The sequence below is a fragment of the Horticoccus luteus genome (assembly GCF_019464535.1).
Classification (GTDB): Bacteria; Verrucomicrobiota; Verrucomicrobiia; order Opitutales; family Opitutaceae; genus Horticoccus; species Horticoccus luteus.
The window spans coordinates 675,773-693,243 of sequence record NZ_CP080507.1; the positions used below are offsets into that span (position 1 = coordinate 675,773).

At 64.2% G+C, this 17,471-nt stretch carries 14 protein-coding genes and 1 other RNA gene; 9 read left to right on the plus strand and 6 right to left on the minus strand.

Annotated features, from left to right (window positions below):
• Positions 1–52: 52 nt before the first annotated feature.
• Positions 53–727: an HAD family hydrolase gene (locus K0B96_RS02710; RefSeq protein ID WP_220163561.1), complete on the minus strand. Its 675-nt coding sequence runs from the start codon at positions 725–727 to the stop codon at positions 53–55.
• Between the two features lie 112 nt (positions 728–839).
• Between K0B96_RS02710 and K0B96_RS02715 the strand changes: the two genes are divergently transcribed.
• The 4 genes from K0B96_RS02715 (at position 840) to K0B96_RS02730 (ending at position 4,502) form a co-directional block, all read left to right on the plus strand.
• A complete protein-coding gene (locus K0B96_RS02715) occupies positions 840–1,967 on the plus strand; it encodes an ABC transporter permease (RefSeq protein ID WP_220163571.1) in 1,128 nt (375 codons plus the stop codon).
• Positions 1,964–2,752: an ABC transporter ATP-binding protein gene (locus K0B96_RS02720; RefSeq protein ID WP_220163573.1), complete on the plus strand. Its 789-nt coding sequence runs from the start codon at positions 1,964–1,966 to the stop codon at positions 2,750–2,752. The genes K0B96_RS02715 and K0B96_RS02720 overlap by 4 nt, the downstream gene beginning before the upstream one ends.
• A gap of 92 nt (positions 2,753–2,844) precedes the next feature.
• The gene (locus K0B96_RS02725; protein ID WP_220163581.1) at positions 2,845–3,861 is read left to right on the plus strand and encodes an MlaD family protein; all 1,017 of its coding nucleotides are present in this window, start codon (positions 2,845–2,847) and stop codon (positions 3,859–3,861) included.
• Complete coding sequence (locus K0B96_RS02730; RefSeq protein WP_220163584.1) at positions 3,858–4,502, plus strand: PqiC family protein; 645 nt, start codon at positions 3,858–3,860, stop codon at positions 4,500–4,502. The genes K0B96_RS02725 and K0B96_RS02730 overlap by 4 nt, the downstream gene beginning before the upstream one ends.
• 151 nt (positions 4,503–4,653) lie before the next feature.
• Here K0B96_RS02730 and K0B96_RS02735 read toward each other — a convergent pair whose 3' ends face one another.
• Together K0B96_RS02735 and K0B96_RS02740 are read right to left on the minus strand one after the other, a co-directional pair.
• Positions 4,654–5,919 carry a Gfo/Idh/MocA family protein gene (locus tag K0B96_RS02735; RefSeq protein ID WP_255558821.1) on the minus strand — a complete coding sequence of 422 codons (1,266 nt, stop codon included), beginning with the start codon at positions 5,917–5,919 and terminating at the stop codon, positions 4,654–4,656.
• Complete coding sequence (locus K0B96_RS02740; protein WP_220163586.1) at positions 5,916–6,905, minus strand: KpsF/GutQ family sugar-phosphate isomerase; 990 nt, start codon at positions 6,903–6,905, stop codon at positions 5,916–5,918. The genes K0B96_RS02735 and K0B96_RS02740 overlap by 4 nt, the downstream gene beginning before the upstream one ends.
• A gap of 47 nt (positions 6,906–6,952) precedes the next feature.
• Between K0B96_RS02740 and K0B96_RS02745 the strand changes: the two genes are divergently transcribed.
• The 3 genes from K0B96_RS02745 to rnpB all read left to right on the plus strand — a co-directional run bounded on the left by K0B96_RS02745 (position 6,953) and on the right by rnpB (position 9,815).
• Positions 6,953–7,861 carry a LysM peptidoglycan-binding domain-containing protein gene (locus tag K0B96_RS02745; protein WP_220163588.1) on the plus strand — a complete coding sequence of 303 codons (909 nt, stop codon included), beginning with the start codon at positions 6,953–6,955 and terminating at the stop codon, positions 7,859–7,861.
• Positions 7,862–8,080: 219 nt separating this feature from the next.
• A complete protein-coding gene (locus tag K0B96_RS02750) occupies positions 8,081–9,253 on the plus strand; it encodes a pyridoxal phosphate-dependent aminotransferase (RefSeq protein WP_220163590.1) in 1,173 nt (390 codons plus the stop codon).
• Between the two features lie 72 nt (positions 9,254–9,325).
• An RNA gene (gene rnpB / locus K0B96_RS02755) (RNase P RNA component class A) lies at positions 9,326–9,815 on the plus strand.
• Positions 9,816–9,839: 24 nt separating this feature from the next.
• Here rnpB and K0B96_RS02760 read toward each other — a convergent pair.
• The 3 genes from K0B96_RS02760 to K0B96_RS02770 are packed head-to-tail and all read right to left on the minus strand — an operon-like array spanning position 9,840 to position 13,977.
• Positions 9,840–12,545: a hypothetical protein gene (locus K0B96_RS02760; RefSeq protein ID WP_220163592.1), complete on the minus strand. Its 2,706-nt coding sequence runs from the start codon at positions 12,543–12,545 to the stop codon at positions 9,840–9,842.
• An 11-nt stretch (positions 12,546–12,556) separates the two neighbouring features.
• Entirely contained in the window at positions 12,557–13,246 is a 690-nt protein-coding gene (locus tag K0B96_RS02765; protein WP_220163595.1) for a prepilin-type N-terminal cleavage/methylation domain-containing protein, read from the minus strand.
• Positions 13,247–13,248: 2 nt separating this feature from the next.
• Positions 13,249–13,977 carry a prepilin-type N-terminal cleavage/methylation domain-containing protein gene (locus K0B96_RS02770; protein WP_220163597.1) on the minus strand — a complete coding sequence of 243 codons (729 nt, stop codon included), beginning with the start codon at positions 13,975–13,977 and terminating at the stop codon, positions 13,249–13,251.
• Between the two features lie 195 nt (positions 13,978–14,172).
• Between K0B96_RS02770 and rpsT the strand changes: the two genes are divergently transcribed.
• Together rpsT and K0B96_RS02780 are read left to right on the plus strand one after the other, a co-directional pair.
• Positions 14,173–14,436: a 30S ribosomal protein S20 gene (rpsT, locus tag K0B96_RS02775; protein ID WP_220163598.1), complete on the plus strand. Its 264-nt coding sequence runs from the start codon at positions 14,173–14,175 to the stop codon at positions 14,434–14,436.
• 243 nt (positions 14,437–14,679) lie between these two features.
• On the plus strand, positions 14,680–17,325 hold the full coding sequence (locus K0B96_RS02780) for an immunoglobulin domain-containing protein (protein ID WP_220163600.1): 2,646 nt from the start codon (positions 14,680–14,682) through the stop codon (positions 17,323–17,325).
• Positions 17,326–17,471 lie beyond the last annotated feature (146 nt).

A 17,471-nucleotide genomic window follows, 5' to 3' on the forward strand; every position in this document is an offset into this window, starting at 1 on the left:
ACCGCACCGCGCGCCGGAGGAAAGGGCAAGTTCGCGCGACCAGCCAAAAGCGTCAGGTGATGGAGCTGGCCGGGCCGGCCCCGAGTGCGGCGTGAAGAGCGGGCAGATCGGGGAAGACGCGCGCGGGCCCGGCGGCGTGGAGTTGAGCGGCGGTGTGCGTGCCGGTGGTGACGCACCAGCAGGCGAGTCCGGCATTGGCTGCGGCGGCGACGTCGAAAATGGAATCGCCGACGAGAACGGTGCCCGCGGCGGGGCGTTCGAGGCGGGCGAGGACGTGTGTGACGAGCGCGGGATCGGGCTTGAGCCACGGCGTATCGTCGGCGCCGAAAACGCCGTCGAGCAGCGGATCGAGGTCGAGGTGCGTGCAAATCTCGCGCGACGAGTGGCCGGCTTTGTTGGTCAGCACGGCGAGTTTAGCGCCGCGCGCGTGCAAATCGGCGAGGAGTTCGCGCGCGCCGGGAAAAAGGTGAGCGCCGGCGAGCATCGTCGCATTCCAATACGGCATGTAGATGGCGAGGGCTTCGTCGATGCGGTTGGGCGCGACGAATTTGAGCATGGCGTTGCGCACGCCGCCACCGACTGCGGCGCGGACTTGCGCGGGGGTCGGTGCGGGGAGCCCGAGTTGGGGGAGCGTGTGCGCGTAGGCTTGGTGGATGGCGTCGAACTGGTCGAGGAGGGTGCCGTCGAGGTCGAAGAGGAACGTGTGAAAAGGGAGCGGTGCGGACATGAGCAGGAGCGATTGAGGCAGCAGCGCAGGGTGAGGCGAGTTCCAACGGAACGAGAAATTGTTCAACGAATTTGAATTGGCGGCGGCGGGCCGTTTCACCGAGAGTGGCCGCATGTCCGTCACGTCCGCCGCCTCCACCGCCCGCGCGTCCGTGCGACCGGCGGATGATGGCGCGGTGGTGACACTCGGAGGCGACTGGCGAATCACGCAGACGCGGCCGAAGTGGGCGAAGTGCGCGCCGGCGACGGAGACGAAGCGGGTGGAATTTCAAACCGCGGAACTGGGGCGCTGGGATAGTTCGCTGCTGGTTTTCCTGCTGGAAGTGAAGGAGTGGTGCACGGTCGCGGGGGCGTATTGCGATCTCGAAACGCTGCCGGAAAAATTGCGCGCGGCGTTGGAGCAGATTGCGCATTCGCATGCGACGAGCGTGCCGTTCGACCGCTCGCAGAATTTTCTCGTAACGGTGGGGCTGGCGACCGGGCAGGCGTGGAAACGCTCGCGCAACATGTCGAGTTTCATCGGGGAAACGGCGATCAGTGCGGTGCGGCTGGTGCGGTTGCCGCACAAATTCCGGTGGGGCGATTGCGTGCGGGAGATGCAGCAGTGCGGCGCGATGGCGCTGCCCATCGTGAGCCTGATCAGCCTGCTGGTGGGTTTGATCATGGCGTATCAGGCGGCGGTGCAGTTGCGGCAGTTTGGGGCGGATATTTTCGTGGCGGATCTGGTGGGGCTTTCGGTCGTGCGCGAGATGGGGCCGATGATGGCGGCGGTGATTCTCGCGGGGCGGACCGGCGCGGCGTTTGCGGCCACTTTGGGCAACATGAAGGCGGGCGAGGAGATCGATGCGTTGCAGGCGCTCGGCATTTCGCCGGTGGATTTTCTGGTGATGCCGCGCATCCTGGCGCTGGCGTTGATGATGCCGCTGCTCGTGCTCTACGCGAACTGCCTCGGGATCCTGGGCGGCATGGTGGTCGGCGCGGGCGTGCTGCAAATCCCGCCCTCGGCCTATTGGATCGAAACGCAGAGCATCATCGATTTGTCGGACGTGAGCTCGGGGTTGATCAAGGCGGTGACGTTTGGGTTGCTCATCGGATTGTCGGGTTGTTTCCGCGGGCTCGCAGCGGAGCGCAGCGCGGCGGGCGTGGGGCGGGCGGCGACGTCGGCGGTGGTGACAAGCATCCTGCTGATCATTGTGGCGGACGCGGTGTTCGCGGTGATTTTCAACATTTTGGGACTATGAACGATTCCCTCGAACCGGCGGACGTTCCGGCGATTGCGGTCGAGCAACTCACGTGCGGCTATGACGCGGCGGTGATCCTGCGCGACGTCTCCTTCACGGTGCGGCGCGGGGAGATTTTTTTCATCATCGGGGGTTCAGGGTGCGGCAAGAGCACGCTGCTGCGGCACATGATTGGGTTGGACCAGCCGATGGCGGGGACGGTGCGCTTTTTCGGCGAACCGCTGGAGGCGGATCCGGTGCGGCGGCGTGCGGTCTTGATGCGGTTCGGCGTGCTGTTCCAGAGCTCGGCGTTGTGGAGCTCGCTGACGTTGCGGCAAAACGTGTCGTTGCCGTTGGAGGAATACACCGATCTGTCGCGGCGCGACCGGGAGGAAATTGCGACGCTGAAGCTCGCCCAGGTCGGGCTCACGGGTTACGAGGATTACTATCCGGCGGAGATTTCGGGCGGCATGAAGAAACGCGCCGGGCTGGCGCGGGCGCTGGCGCTTGATCCGGAGATTGTGTTTTTCGACGAGCCGTCGGCGGGGCTGGATCCGATCACGTCGCGCAAACTCGATGAACTGACGCGGCAGGTGTGCCACACGCTGGGGACGACGGCGGTGATCGTATCGCATGAACTGGCCTCGATTTTCGCGCTGGCGGATCGGGTGATCATGCTGGATCGCGAAGAAAAAGGGATCATCGCGGAAGGGCCGCCGCGCGAACTGGCGGCACACAGCCGCGATCCGCGGGTCATCGAATTTCTGCGGCGCGACGTCGAGGTGGCGCCGACCTCCAAGCACTAAGAAGTTGTCAATATGGGCGTTCGCGGAAATTTCCTTAGCCAGTGCGGTGACCGCCGCGCACGTCGGCTCCAGGCGGTCGCGGCCTTCCTCCGATGAGACCCAAGCTTAGTCCCGCCGTCGTGGGCGCCTTCGTGATCGGCGCCTTTGCGCTGATTGTGCTGGCGCTGTTGTCATTCGGCGGCATGCACTTTTTTTCCAAGCCGCAGCGGTTTGTCGTGTATTTCGACGAGCAGATTCACGGCCTGGATCTCGGTTCGCCGGTGAAGTTGCGCGGGGTGCGGGTGGGTCGGGTGGTCGACCTGAACATCCGTTACGATGCCGAGCACAACAAATCGATCGTGATCGTGGTGTGTGAGTTCAACCCGAGCTCCGTGGTGGATGAGAAGGGCAGCGGGATCAAGGTGTCGACGCCGGAAGAGTTGCAGCACCTCGTGGACAAAGGGCTGCGGGCGCAACTCGGGATGTTGAGCTTCGCGACCGGGATGCTTTTCGTGGAACTCGATTTCATGAATCCGCACGAGTATCCGCCGTCGATGCCGATGCCGCCGTCGCGTTTCGTCGTGGTGCCGTCGATTCCGTCGACGATTTCGGAATTCCAAGCGAGCCTGACGGAGATCATGGCCGACGTGAAAAAGGCGGACTTCGCGGGTTTGTCGAAGGAGCTGAAAGGTCTGATCGTCGACGTGCACAAGCAGGTCAACACGCTCGATCTGAAGGCGCTGCTGGCGCAGTGGCAAAAAACGGGCGAGTCGGTGAACGCGCTCGTGACCTCGCCGCAGATCAAGGAGACGTTCGACCATGTGAATGCCGCGGTGGAGGATTTGCGCGGGGTGCTGGCACGGCTGGACACGCAAATCGACAGCAACGGCCAGCAATTGCAGGGCACCCTCGCGCAAGCCCGCGACACGCTGGAGGCGTTCAAGGCGTCGGCGGCGACGTTGCAGCGGTTTGTGGCCTCGCAACGAAATTTGGGCGCCGATACCGGCCAGGCGTTGAGCAAACTCAGCGACGCCGCGGAATCGGTGCAACGCCTCGCCGACTATCTTGAGCGCAATCCCAACGCGCTGATCACCGGGCGGCGGCTGCCCGACGCGCAAAAAACGCCATGAAACGATTCCTCCTGCTCGCGGCCTCGCTCGCTTTGTTTGCTGGTTGCAACGTCCTGCCCAAGCCGGGCCCGGACCCGACGCGGTATTTTGTGTTGACCGATTCGACGCCGGCCGGGGCGCCGGCGGAGCCGAGCGCGGAGCGCCCGGTGAACGGCTTGGTGATCGGCCTGCGCACGCTGGATGTGCCGGGCTATTTGAAAAGCCGCTCGATCGTGGTGCGCGACGGGGCGAACGAAGTGACGTATCAGGATTACGCACGTTGGGCGGAGCCGCTCGAGGTGGGCCTGGGCCGGACGCTGCGGCTCTGCCTGCAGGACGCGGGGAATGTCACGCGCATCTACCGTGAGCCGTTTCCGTTCGACATGGATCGGGATTACGACGTGGCGGTGCGGATCGTGCGTTGCGAAGGCGCGGTGGCGAACGGCAAGGGCGTGGCGCGGCTGTCGGCGTCGATCGAGATTTTGCGCGTCGCCGAGAACCGGGTGGTGGTGCGGAAGTTTTTCCGCGCGCCGGAGGCGGCGTGGGACGGCAAGAATTTCGGGACGCTGGCGCGGTTGTTGAGTGACGAAACCGTGGCGTTGGGCGATGCCATCAACGCCGAGCTCGCGCAATTGCCGAAGCCGACGCGCGACGGGAAGTAGCAGTGAAGGGGCGGCGGAGAAATCCCAACGAAGCGGGGCCTGCTGGGTTTGCTTTGTGGCGCGTATGCGCGTCCGCCTTTGCGGACGCGGCTCGCGGACGAACGGCGAAGATCTGTCGAGCCCCTGAGGGCCACGCTGTCCAACGCGAGAATTACGGGACTTGCGGCCGCGCCGCGGCCATCGCACGGACGGTTTCGTAGAGACGAGGAAGATCTGCGGGCGTCACCACATCGCCGGGCGGGCGGGGCCAGCCGCTCGCGCTCGGCCATTCGCCGCGGGCGATGAACCGCTCCACGGCGGACGACAGCCCGGCGATCGCCAGATATTCTTTTTGTTCTTTTTCGTCGCGGATGGCGGTGACGCGATCGGCGCCGAGCATGGTGATCTGACCGGCGGAAATGTGCGCGAGGTCGTTGAGCGTCACGAAGGGGCGGCAGTCAACGAGGGTGGTGGCGGGGCGGGGCGATTCGCCGCGAAGGTAGCGGTAATAGTCGCGGTGATTCTCCACGAGGCCGTCGAAGTTTTCGAAGGGCATCGTGTCCACGCGGCCGTCGTTCCAGCGGATTTCGATGGTGCCGCCGACGACGTAGCGGATGGTGGCGTTGTCGCAGAGGACGGTCTCGACGTGGGTGCTGGCACCCGAGCAGGCGTGGGAGAGGGCGAAGCGCATCGTAACGCCGCTGGTGGTGTCGGCTTCGGTGAAAAACGTATCCGCGCCTTCGATGGCGTGCGCGCGGTAGAGCTCGGCGCGGACGGCGGCGATCTGGCCCCAGCTCGCGAGGTCGGGCGCACCGGTCCAGAAGAGGATGTTGTGAACGAAGTGGGCGAGGGCGTTGCCGAAGCAGGAATCGAGGACGACGCGGTCGTTGAGCAGGAGGCGTCCGGCCCAGTTGTTGCGCTGGAAATATTCGGCGGGACGCGGCCAGAAGGCGCTGAGGGTGGCGGCGCGGAGAGCGCCGAATTCACCCGCGAGGAGGCGTTGCTTCAACGCGCGGCGCTGGGGCTCGATGATAAAGTTGAATCCGACGAGCGAGGCTTTGGGCGAACGCCGGTCGTTCGTGATCATTTGCTCGAGTTCGGCGTAATCGAGGGTCGGCGGTTTCTCGAGATAGACGGGAATGCCGAGCGCGGTGACGGCGGCGTGCATTTCCGAATGGAGTTGAATGGGCGTGGGCACCACGACGAGGTCGAGTTCGCGATGGCATGCCTCGAGCATCGCGCGATAGTCTTCGAAGACGCGGACGCCGCGCTGGGCGAGGTGCCAGGATTGTTGCTGGGCGGCGAAGGCGGCGGCTTGCGGGTCGCAGGTGCAGATCAACCGCGCCTCGCCTTGTTCTTCGAGGCGGGCGACGGCGTTGTGATGCCAGCCGGCGAATCCGCCCATGCCTACGATGCCGATGCGAATGGGAGTCGTCACACGATTTTGAGTTTAGGTAAATCCTGGCCGTCGACGAGGCCGACGGGTTGATGACGCGCGTTGACGACGATGAGGTCGTCGATGCGATGAGCTTCGAACAACCGGAGCGCGTCGACACCGAGGGCGTCGTCGCGAACAGTCTTCGGGTTGCGCGTCATGAAGGTGGACACCGGTTGGCGGAGAAAGTCCGGGCCGGTGAGGGCGCTGCGGCGAAAATCTCCATCGGTGAGAATGCCGGTGAGTTTGCCGGTCCGCGGATGCACGAGGGCGATGCTGCCGGTCTTGGCGGCGGTCATCGCGAGGATGGCGTCCTGGGTCGTCTTGGTGTCGGGCAAAATGGGCGAGCGTTCGCCGGTGCGCATGAAGTCTTTGACGCGCAAGAGGAGCACGCGGCCGAGGTTGCCGGCGGGATGATAGCGGGCGAAATCGTCGCGGGTGAGGCCGCGCGCTTCGAGGAGCACCATCGCCAGCGCATCGCCGAGCGCGAGGGCGGCGGTGGTGCTGGCGGTCGGGGCGAGCGAGAGGGGACACGCTTCCTGCGGCACGCGGTAGAGGAGGCGATGGTCGGTGTTTTTCGCGAGGTCCGATCCGACGTGGGAGGTGAACGCGACGGTGCTGACGCCGAAGCGTTTCAACACGGGGAGGAGGCGGAGAATTTCCTCGGTCTGGCCGCTGTTGCTGAGGAGGAAAGCGAGATCGCCATCCGCGCAGATGCCGAGATCGCCGTGAAGGGCGTGGGTGGCATCGAGGAAACAGGAGGAGGCGCCGGTGCTGTTGAAGGTGCTGGCGAGTTTTTGGGCGATGTGGGCGGACTTGCCGACGCCGGTGAAGATCAGTTTGCCGCCCAGTGCGATAACCGCTTCGACGGCAAGGGCGGTGGCGGTGAATTCGGGTCCGAGGCCGCGCGAGGTGGCGACCAGGGCTTTCGTCTCGATCTGCAGGCAGGCACGGGCGCGAGCGAGAGCGGTTTTCGAATTGAGGGCCATTTACGGGTTGAGTCGCGGGAGCAAGGTGGCGGAATTTACGGCTACCGGTGTCTCGTTCAATCCCTTTCCCTTCGTTCCTGCATCTCTGGCGCCCGCGACGCTGGTCGTTTGTCGCGGGGGTGGTGTGCTTGTTGTGCTTCGGCGCCTGCGAGCGGCGGGTGGCGCAGAGCACCGGGCCGGAGACGGATGATCCGAATTTCCGGCAGGGTCAGCAGCTCGCGCGGCAGGGTCGGCCGCAGGAGGCGTTGGCGGAATATTTGAAAGTGATCGCGCGGCGCGGCGACGCGGCGCCGGAGTCGAATCTCGAGGTGGGCTTGATCTACCAGGAAAACATCAAGGATCCGATCGCGGCGATTTACTATTTCCGCCGCTATCTCGAACTGCAGCCGAATTCCCGCCAGGCGGAAAACGTGCGCGGGCTCGTGAACAACGCGAAACGTGAATTTGCGCGGACGCTGCCGGCGGCGCCGTTGGAGAGTCAGACGCAGCGGATCGACCTGGTGGAGCAGATCGAGCGGTTGCAGCGCGAAAACGACGACTTGAAGGCGGAGCTCACGTCACTGCGTTCGGGCGGCACGGCGCCGGTGACGCGGTCGCGATTCGCGTTGAACGAGCCATCACCGTCCGCGCCGGCGCCGAGTGGCCGGTCGCCGGTGGTGATGGCGCCCACGACGATCGAAAGTTCGCCGGTGACTTTGGCGCCCGAAGAAAATCCCACGCCGACGCTGACCGCGCCGCGGACGGATGCGCCGGTGCCGCCGACGCGGCCCGGAGCGGCGCAACCGGCGCGGAGTGGCAAGCGGCACACGATCGCGAAGGGCGATACGCTGTTTAGCCTGGCGCAGCGCTACTACGGCAACCGGAGCAAGTGGCGCGATATTCTCGCGGCGAACCGTGACGTGCTCGCGAACGAAAACTCGCCGTTGCGCATCGGGATGGAATTGAAGATTCCGTGAAGCGGTTGAGGCCGCAGGGGCGGGCGGACGCACGAAGGACGTCGCAGCTCACGCGGACCGAAAGAAGCGCAAGAGCGTAACCTAATTGGTTACATTCCCGAATTGGTCGGCCGGTGGCGCGGGGAGGGACGGCGGCGGGAAAAAGGAACGGAAGGCGAGGCGGGCTGATGACGGAGAACGGGCTCGAAATTGGCGGGCGGGCGCGGCAGTCGATGGAGCATGCCCGAAACTTCCCGTCGGACGGCAGTGTTTACCGAGTCGATGATTCGCGAGATGTCGCGCGTGGCGACGCGCCATGGTGCGATCAATCTGGCGCAGGGGTTTCCCGATTGGGATCCGCCGGCGGCGCTGGTGGCGGCGGGGCGCGAGGCGATGGATGCGCACCGGCATCAATACGCGGTGACGTGGGGCGCGCCGGAATTGCGGACGGCCCTCGGGGCGAAAATCGCGCGGTTCATGGGAGTGCCCGTCGATGCCGAGCGGGAGCTGGTCGTAACGTGCGGCGCGACGGAAGCGATGATGGTGGCGATGATGACGGTGTGCGATCCGGGCGATCGCGTGGGGTTGTTTACGCCGTTTTATGAGAACTATGGTGCGGATGCGGTGCTGACCGGTGCGACGCCGGTGCATGTGTCGTTGCAGCCGCCGGACTACCGGTTCGATCCGGCGGAGCTGCGGCGGGCGTTCGCGAGCGGGTTGAAGGCGTTTGTGTTGTGCAATCCGTCGAATCCGTGCGGACGCGTTTTCACGCGGGAGGAGTTGGGGCAGATCGCGGCGCTGGCGGAGGAGTTCGACGTGTTTGTGCTGACCGACGAGGTCTATGAGCACATTGTGTTTCCGCCGCACCGGCACACGTATTTCGCGACGCTGCCCGGGATGGCGGAACGGACGCTGATGTGTTCGTCGCTCTCGAAGACTTTTTCGATCACGGGCTGGCGGCTGGGGTATGTGCACGCGGCGCCGCGGATCATCGCGCAGGCGCGGAAGGTGCACGATTTTCTGACGGTGGGCGCGGCGGCGCCGTTGCAGCACGCGGTGGTGACGGCGTTGAATTTTCCGTCGAGTTATTACGAGGAGCTCGCGGCGGAATACGGGCGATCGCGCGATGTGTTGCTCGGTTATCTGGATCGCACGGGGCTGCCTTACACGCGGCCGGAAGGGGCGTATTTTGTGATGCTGGATGTGTCGCGTTTTGGGTATGCGAGCGATGTGGAATTTGCGCACTGGATGACGCGGGAGATCGGCGTGGCGCCGGTGCCGGGGTCGAGTTTTTTCCCTTATCCGGAGCACCGCTATGTGCGGCTGAACTTCGCAAAGCGGCCGGAGACGTTGCACGCGGCGGGCGAGCGGTTGCTGCGGCTGACAGAGGCGGCGCCGAGACCGGAGCGTTGAGGAGTAATTGGGCGCCGGTGGAAAGCGGCGCTTGCGCGGGGTGGACTGGTGTGGTGAACTGACCGTCCTTAGTTTCGGGGCCTGGTCGTCGCTCCTTGTTCTTTGATCCCGAGGCGCGAGTAACACCGCGCTCGTTGAGGAATGAGGAGAGGAAAGTCCGGACACCGCAGGGCAGGATGCCGCACGAGCTTCATCGCAAGTGCGGGCGGCAGGCGTGAAGGCCTGTCGACGGAGAGTGTCACAGAAAACAGACAGCCAGACGTGACGCGGCGAAAGCCGGGTGACGTGGGGTGATGGTGAAAAGGTGGGGTAAGAGCCCACCGCGCCGGCAGCAATGGCGGCGGCACGAAAAACCCCTTCCGGTGCAAGGCAAAATAGGTGACTGGGCGGCCCGCCCAACAGTCACGGGTATGCTGCAGCGAGACGCGCGAGGCTGCCGGCGGCGCAAGCCGCTCGCGCCGGCGCCGATCGCCGCGTGGGCCGTGAGGTCAACGCGAGAGAAATGACGGCTGAAGCGCCGCAAGGCGTGGAACAGAATCCGGCTTACCGGCCCCGAAACTAAGGACTTTTTCGAGGAGGCGGGCGTTCAGTAACGCGCGGGCCAGAGGGCGTGGCGGGCGGCGTTGTAATCGGCCGCGCTAAGGTCGGTGAAGTCGACGCGGCGATACGACATGACTTTGGGCGTGAGCGGCGGGAAATGTCCGTTTTCGAAGATTTTGTCGAAGCCCCAGATACGTCGCGGTGCGCTGTAGTAGCGTTGCGCCCAGGGTTGCGTGGAGACGTTGCTTTTGTAGAGCGAGACGAGGGAGCCGCGGATGGCGACCGCGTTGGAGCCCCAGTTTTCGATGAAGCGGGGGAGGTTGTGCACGCCACCGCTGAAGGAGGTGGGCGAGGTGGGCGCGATCCCGGTGATGAAAGCGGCGGCGACTTCGGTGGAGCCGGATGCGCTGGGGCTGACGGTGCTGTAGCTTTTCCCGGCGCTGGTGGAGCCGTTGCTGGTGGGCACGAGGTTGGTGGTCGAGTTGGTGCCGAAGTAATTGGGCGAGAGAATCGTGATGGCGTCGGCGGCGATGGCCACGGGGATTTCGGCGCTATCGCCGGAGCCGGCGGCGCCGGTTTTACCGTCGTCGGGCATGGTGGCGCTGGTGGCGGAGGTGGCGTTGTTGCCGTCGGCGTTGAAGTGCCCGAGGATGTAGGCTGGGGCGTTGGTGGCGAGCGTCACGCCGGTGACGCTGTTGACGGTGGGCAGGAGGCTGCTGCCGGAGGCGACGGTGGCATTGGCGAGGACGACGCTGGTTTGCCCCGGGAAATCGCTGCCGGCCGTGGACTTCACGTCGACGTAAACGCCGCCATTCCATCCGCTGGCGCCGGTGCCCCAGATGGCGCCGCTCGCGGTCTTGATGGCGGCGCCATCGGTGTTGGTGTTGGTGAGGGTGTTTTTGAGGGCGGAGCGGAGCGCACCGAGGTTGACCTGCACGACGTTGATGCCGGTGAGCTGGCGCTGGTCGTAGAAGCCGGATTGCACGGTCATGGAAGAGGCGGAGACGTTGGGGTCGGAGGGATCGGTCGTGGCTGTGACGCCGTCGTCGCCAAACGTAGCGATAACCGAATCGGCGGCGGAGGATGAGTTGTAATAGGTCGAAGGGTTGACGGTTGTCGTGCTGCTGGAGCCACCCGAAAATGAAGAGGAGTTGACGCTTTGGCCGGAGCCGCCGGTGCCGTTGAGGGAGACGGTGACGTTGTTGGAGATCGTGCCGCCGGTCTTGGTGGTTTTCTGAATCTGGTATTTGTTCTTGTAAGTGCCGGAGGTGATTTTCACGGAGGAGTAACTCACCTGGTTGCCTTTTTGGGTGCTGGTGCCGGTGCCGGTGGCGAGGTAAGGGACGAAGGTGACAAGGTTGGAGGGCACGGCGCCGAGGCGGATGCCGCCGTTGGGGCCGATATCGGTGGCGGCGGTGCCCGAGGGAGCGGAGTTGCGCGGGCCGAAGAGCGTGACAGTGGCGGAATCCGCGGAGCCGCCGGTGCCGGGGGTGACCTTCACCTCGACGTAAAGACCTGTTTGGTTGGCGAACTTCTGGTTCTCGACCTCGGCGCGGGCGTCGTAATAGGCGGAACCGGTGGTGAGTCCGGAGTCGGGGCGGTCGATGATGGCGTGAGGGTCGGGCAGGGTGCCGGAATCATCGACGGGTTGGCCGAAGGAAATGGGGTGGTAGTTGGACACGCCCATGGCTGACGTCTGGAGATTCCCGCCCCAGGTCTGGGAGGCGTATTGGCGGAAGTTGGACGAGAGTTTGCCTTCGAGTTGCGTGATGGCGGGTGTGGTGGTGTTGGTGAATCGGCCTTGCGAGGAGAGCAGGCTGCTGAGGCCGCCCATCGTGCTGTCTTTCCACACGCCACTGCTGTCTTTGAGGTTCACTTGGGAGCCGGTGCTGTTGACGAAGGTGATGGGATCGTTGCCGAGGGGTTCGCCATCCAAGGTGCCAGAGCTGGAGGAGTAGCCGCGGCCTTGTGCGGCGGGTTTTTCGCTGGCCCAGGAGTGGTAGATGTGGCCGGTGACGGAGACGGGGCCGTGGAAATTGACGGCGTTGGCGGAGCCGGTTTCCACGGTGCCTTGCGCGAGGGGGAACATGTTGCCGTTGACGTGCACGGGGCCGTAAATGTCGAGGGTGGGGCCCGGCGCGGCCTCGAGGTCATTGTTATCGTAGAAGATGGCGTGTGCGAACAATGGGGCGCCGCGAATGGAGATTTTCTCGGAGACGTAGGCGGTGATGGGCGCACCGATGGGTGGAACGACGGAGGCGCGGGCGAGCACCTGCACATCGCGGCGGTAAACGTATTGGCCTTTCAGGGTGTCGAACTGGTTGTCCGGATTATTGGGATCAACGAAGAAGAGGGCGCCGCTGCTGGGAATGGTGACGAGGACGCCGCCGACGAGCTCCAAGCCATTGGGATTGGTGGCTGAATAAGTGCCGGTGCGGACGGAGCCGCTGCGGAAGAACGAATCGGGCGGCAGCACGAGGGCGTTGGCGCCGCCGGGATCGAACGTGGGCGGCGTGGCGAAGCTGTTGAACTGATTAACGATTTGGGAGAAGCCGAACTCGGCGACCGCTTCGGCGGCGTTGCGCGCTTCGAGCCAGTAGGAATTGCGGCGGTTGAGGCGACTCTCGGTAAGCGACCAGGAGAGAATGGAGGCACTCAATCCGAAGAGGATGATCACGAAGATCATCACGGTGACGAACGCGGAGCCGCGGCGGGGATGGCGCGGGAAAGGGGAGGAGCGACAGGGAGACATGGGTGGGAGGGTCAACCGCGGGGGGAGACCGTGAAGTTGTAGGTGTTGACCGCGCGGCGCAGGACGTTGCCCTGCTCGATGACCTGGCCGCGCACCATGATGCTGCGGTCGTAGAAATCGTAAAACAGCGAGCCGTTGCTGAGGCCTTGAGCGAGTTGGAGCACGACGGGATTGGTGTGCGCGGTCGCGACAGGCACGTTGGTGTTGAGGATTTGATAGAGCGGCGTGACGGCGGCATCGACGGCCGGGCTGAGAGTGCGATCAAATTTACGCACGGGACCGGTGCTGGTGGCGACGGAGGGGTTTTCCGGATCGCGGTAGTAGCCGATGATACGGCTGATGAGAGTCTTGCCGCTGGTGATGTCGGTATCCGCAAATACCAGGAGGAGAAAATCCCCCGACTGGCCATCGCTGACGGCGGCATCGGTGGTGACGCCGCCGGAGGTCACCGAGCGTTGGGAGAAGCTGGGAAAGATGCGGAAGTAACTCGAGTAAACGGCGTTGGTGGTCATCTGCTGCGTGAACGAACGGATGTCGCGGTTCACTTTGATGCGGCCGGCGTCGTAGTGAAAAATGTTGAGCGCGTGCATCGTGAAACGGAGGGCTCCGGCGGAGACCAAGCCGAGAATGGTCATCGTGATCAGGATCTCGACGAGGGTGAAGCCGCCGGAAGGGCGAGCGGACGGCGAAGCGGTGCGCATGATTAGAAAGTGGGGACGACGGAGCGGATCGTGCGGACGGAGCCGATGGCGTATTGGGTGCGAGCGCCATCGCGATACTGCCATGTGTAGATGATCGTGATGCCGAAGACGCGCTGGGCTTGGGCGGAAGAGGTGTTGCTCAAGTCGGAGACCCAGACCCAGAGGTTCAATTTCAGGTCAGTGAGCCCTACGCGGGTCGCAGGGTAAGTGCGCGCTTTGGTCCAGATGCTGTTCCACGCGACCTGCTGAGTTGTGGCGTCTTTGCTTGTGTCGGTCGAAGTGGACGACGTGGCGGTGTAGTCCTTGGAGGTGTCGAAGCCGCGGAGGTTGTCGACGATGCCTTCGGGGGTGACGCCGGGGACGATCGTATTGAGCGCCGGGGGCGTGCCCGTGGAGGTCATCAAGCCATCGGCGGTGGTGTCATCGAGCAACGTGGGGATATTGTGCGAGGCGGGGTTGAGGACGGGGTTGCCCTTGGTGTCCTGGCCGCCGGTCACTTGAACCAGCTCCATGTTCTTCATTTGCTCGATGTAACCTTGGACGATGGTGAGCGCGGAGTTTTGCGTGACACTGCGCTCGGTCAGGCGGCGGCTTTGGAGCAGCGTGGCGAGAATGCCGCCGAGCGCGAGGGTGAGGACGGCGAGGGCGACCATGACCTCCGCCAAGGTCATGCCGCGAGAGGCGGAGGCGGAGCGCCGGCGGGGCAGGAAACGGGGCGCGGGGCAGGTCATTGGGCGGAATAGAGGGGGCGTTGCGAAGCGGGTGCGATCACGCATTCGGCGGAATAACGGCCCTAGCGACAAGGGCCGGATGGCCCTGCCGGGAGAGGCGGCCGGCGCGATCGGGATCGAGGCGCGGCCGGATAAAACCCTTGACTCACCGGCGCGCGTTTGAGTCTTTGACCGGCTAACTTTAATTTTTCGACCATGGCCAACACGAAATCTGCCATCAAAGCCGCCCGTAAGACGGTCCGCCTCACCACTCGCAACCAAGCTGCCCAAACGCGCTTGAAGACGATGCACAAGAAGTTCACGCAGGCGGTCGCGGCCAACGACGCGGCGGCGGCGAAGACGGCGGGAGCGGCTTACGCGTCGGCGATCGACCGCGCGGCCAAGAAGGGGATCGTGCACAAGAACGCGGCCAATCACGTGAAGAGCCACGTTTCGAAATACGTTTTGGCGAAAGCCTGAGGATCCTGAATTTTTTCGCCCCGGCGCACTCTCGAGTGGCCGGGGCTTTTTCATGTCCGCCCGCGGCGATTGCGCCGGGCGGCCGACGAGGGCGCGAGTGGTTTCCGAGCACGCTGCGAACCAATATCATCCAACGCATACGCGGGGTTCGGCGGTGGGGCGCTTGTGGCATTGACCTTCTCTTAACTCTTCTCACGGTCCGGCGTTCTCTGGCGCCCACTCCTTGGGCACCGACCTTGAGCTATGAATACCTCTAAATTGTTTTGTTGTTGGTTTAGCGCGCTGGCTGCCTTGGCCGGCGCATCGCTTGGTTTCGCGGGCGGCGGTCCTTATATGATCCAAAAGGTCCAGACGTTTACCCAGACCAGCGGTGCCGGCGCCGTGGCGGATTTGGGCCAACCCTACTCTTTTCGCGCCAATTCCCTCGTTGAGTCCAACCTGCATCTACCGGACGGCAGCACGCAAACCTTGGTGCTTCAGGATGAAGGAGGCGGTGAAGTGTCTTACGGGCTGCATTTAGACTTCGCGAACCAAGCCGCGCTCGATGCCGCCTATCCGAATGGCATCTATACGATCACGGGCACGGGAATCCCGACGCTCAGCTTCAATTTGACCGGCAATCTCTATCCGACGGCGACGCCGCAGATCACCAACGGCACGTGGAGCAACGGAGGCCTTCTGGTCATTAATCCGAATACGTCCACGACCCTCAACCTGAGCAACTTTTCGACCTACGCCACGGCGGGAGTTGCCGGTCACATGAGCTTGTCGCTCGGTGGCAACAACGTCGACCTTTCACAGGATATACTCACGCAGGCGGCGTTCGATATCGACGTTTCGGCCACGCCGTTTACGTCCGTCACCGTCCCGGCGGGAAGTCTGACCGAGGGGCGGATTTACAACCTGCAATTGGATTTCGACACGGCGACGACGTTTGACCTCATGACGATGCCGGACAGCGGCGTGATTGCCCTCTACGAGAAACATCTGGACGTCTGGGTCGTCGCGCTGGCCGATCCTTCCTCCGCACCGCCGGTGCCGACCATTTCACAGCAACCGGCGAACCAGACCGGCCCCTTGGGCGGGTCGGCGACGTTTACCGCGATGGTCAATACGCATACGATGATGCAGGGCGATTCGCGGACCGCCTGGTATTTCAACGGCGCCGAAATCCGGTTCGATAACAACAGCACAAAGTATCACTACGATTTCGTCGGCGGCGGAATCGGCCTGACCGTGAACAACATCACGCAGGCCGACGTGGGTGTTTACTCGCTGAAGTTCGTCAACGCAGGTGGCATCGCGGCCAGCGTCGGCGCGACGCTGGCAATTGGCGCCGCGGCGCCGCCGGTCATCACCGCGCAACCCATTGCGCAGATGCTCAACGCGGGGCAGAGCGCATTTTTCTCCGTCAGCGCCACCGGCTCTTCGCTCAGCTATCAATGGACGAAGGATGGAGTCGCTCTTCCGGGAGCGACCAGCGCCACCCTCAATCTGAACGGCGTGCAAGTGTCTGATGCCGGCGATTACGCCGTCGCGATCGTCAGCGATGGCGGGACAATCGTGAGCGACTCTGCGACGTTGACGGTATTTGCCGCGCCGGTGATCACCGCGCAGCCGACCAGCGTCGCCGCGCCCACGGGCGGCGTGGCCACGTTCACGGTGAGCGCCACCGGTGGCCCGGCGCCGGCCTACCGGTGGGCGAAAAACAACGTGCTGATTGACGGCGCGACCAACGCCTCGCTCACCTTGACCAACCTCCAAAGCGCGGACGCCGGCGACTATGCCGTGACCGTCGCCAACGATCGCGGCACCGTCGTGAGCAACGTCGCCACTCTCACGGTTACGACGACGCCATCGCTCCCCGTGTTCGTGGCGCAACCGGCGGATGCGTCCGATGTCGTGGGCGGTTCGGTGACGCTCACCGTCACGGTCAACGCACTGCCGGCGGCGACGTATCAGTGGCTCAAGAACGCGACGCCGATCGCGGGTGCGACCAACGCCTCGCTGGTCCTCACGTCGCTCCAGAGCACCGATGCAGGCACCTACGCGGTTGTGGCGACGAATTCGCAAGGCTCGACCACGAGCGCCAATGCCATCGTGACGGTTGGGGCAACGAACTTCCTTTCGAACCTTTCGGTGCGCGCCGCGATGACGCAGGGGCAAACGTTGATCATGGGTTTTGTGGTCGGGGGCGGAGCGAAGCCAGTGCTGGTGCGCGTGGCAGGACCGGCGCTCAACACCTATGGGTTGACGGGCGTGGCCGATCCGCACTTCACGCTTTACGACGAGCATGCAGTCGTCGCAGGTGCGAACGAAGATTGGGACAGCACGCTGGCGCCCCTCTTCATGCAGCTCGGCGCTTTCCCCTTTCTGCCGGGCAGCAAGGACGCGGCGATGCAGGCGACGATCACCGGACCGTATACGGCGCAGGCCTCCGGGACGGGCAATGGCACGGTGCTGGTCGAAGCCTACGACGCCGGGACCAACAATGGTTCGCGCCTCACCAATGTCTCGGCCCGTTACCATGTGGGCACAGGCAACGATATTCTGATCGCGGGCTTTGCCATCGCGGGCACGGGCACCAAGCAGGTGCTGATTCGCGCCGTCGGGCCGACACTGGCCGGTTTTGGCGTGCCCGGCGTGCTCGCGGATCCGCAGTTCACCGTGTATGACCAACAAGGAGCGGTCATCGCGAGTAATGATAACTGGGATGCTTCGCTGGACAGCATGTTTACGACGCTGGGAGCGTTTACTTTGACCCCCGCGAGCAAAGACGCCGCCGCGCTGGTCACGCTCGACGCCGGCAAAACCTATACCGTCCAAGTCTCAGGCGTGGCCAACGGCACAGGTGAAGCGCTGATCGAAGTTTACGATGCGCAGCCCTGAGGTGCGGTCGCGCTGACCTGGTCTTCACAAGCCCGCCGGATACCGGCGGGCTTTTTTGTGGGCGTTGCGCGGCGAGACCGCGCCTGTTTTTCGGACGCGGCGATCGCGGGCGACCTGGGACTGCCGTTGTCCCAGGTCCGCGATAA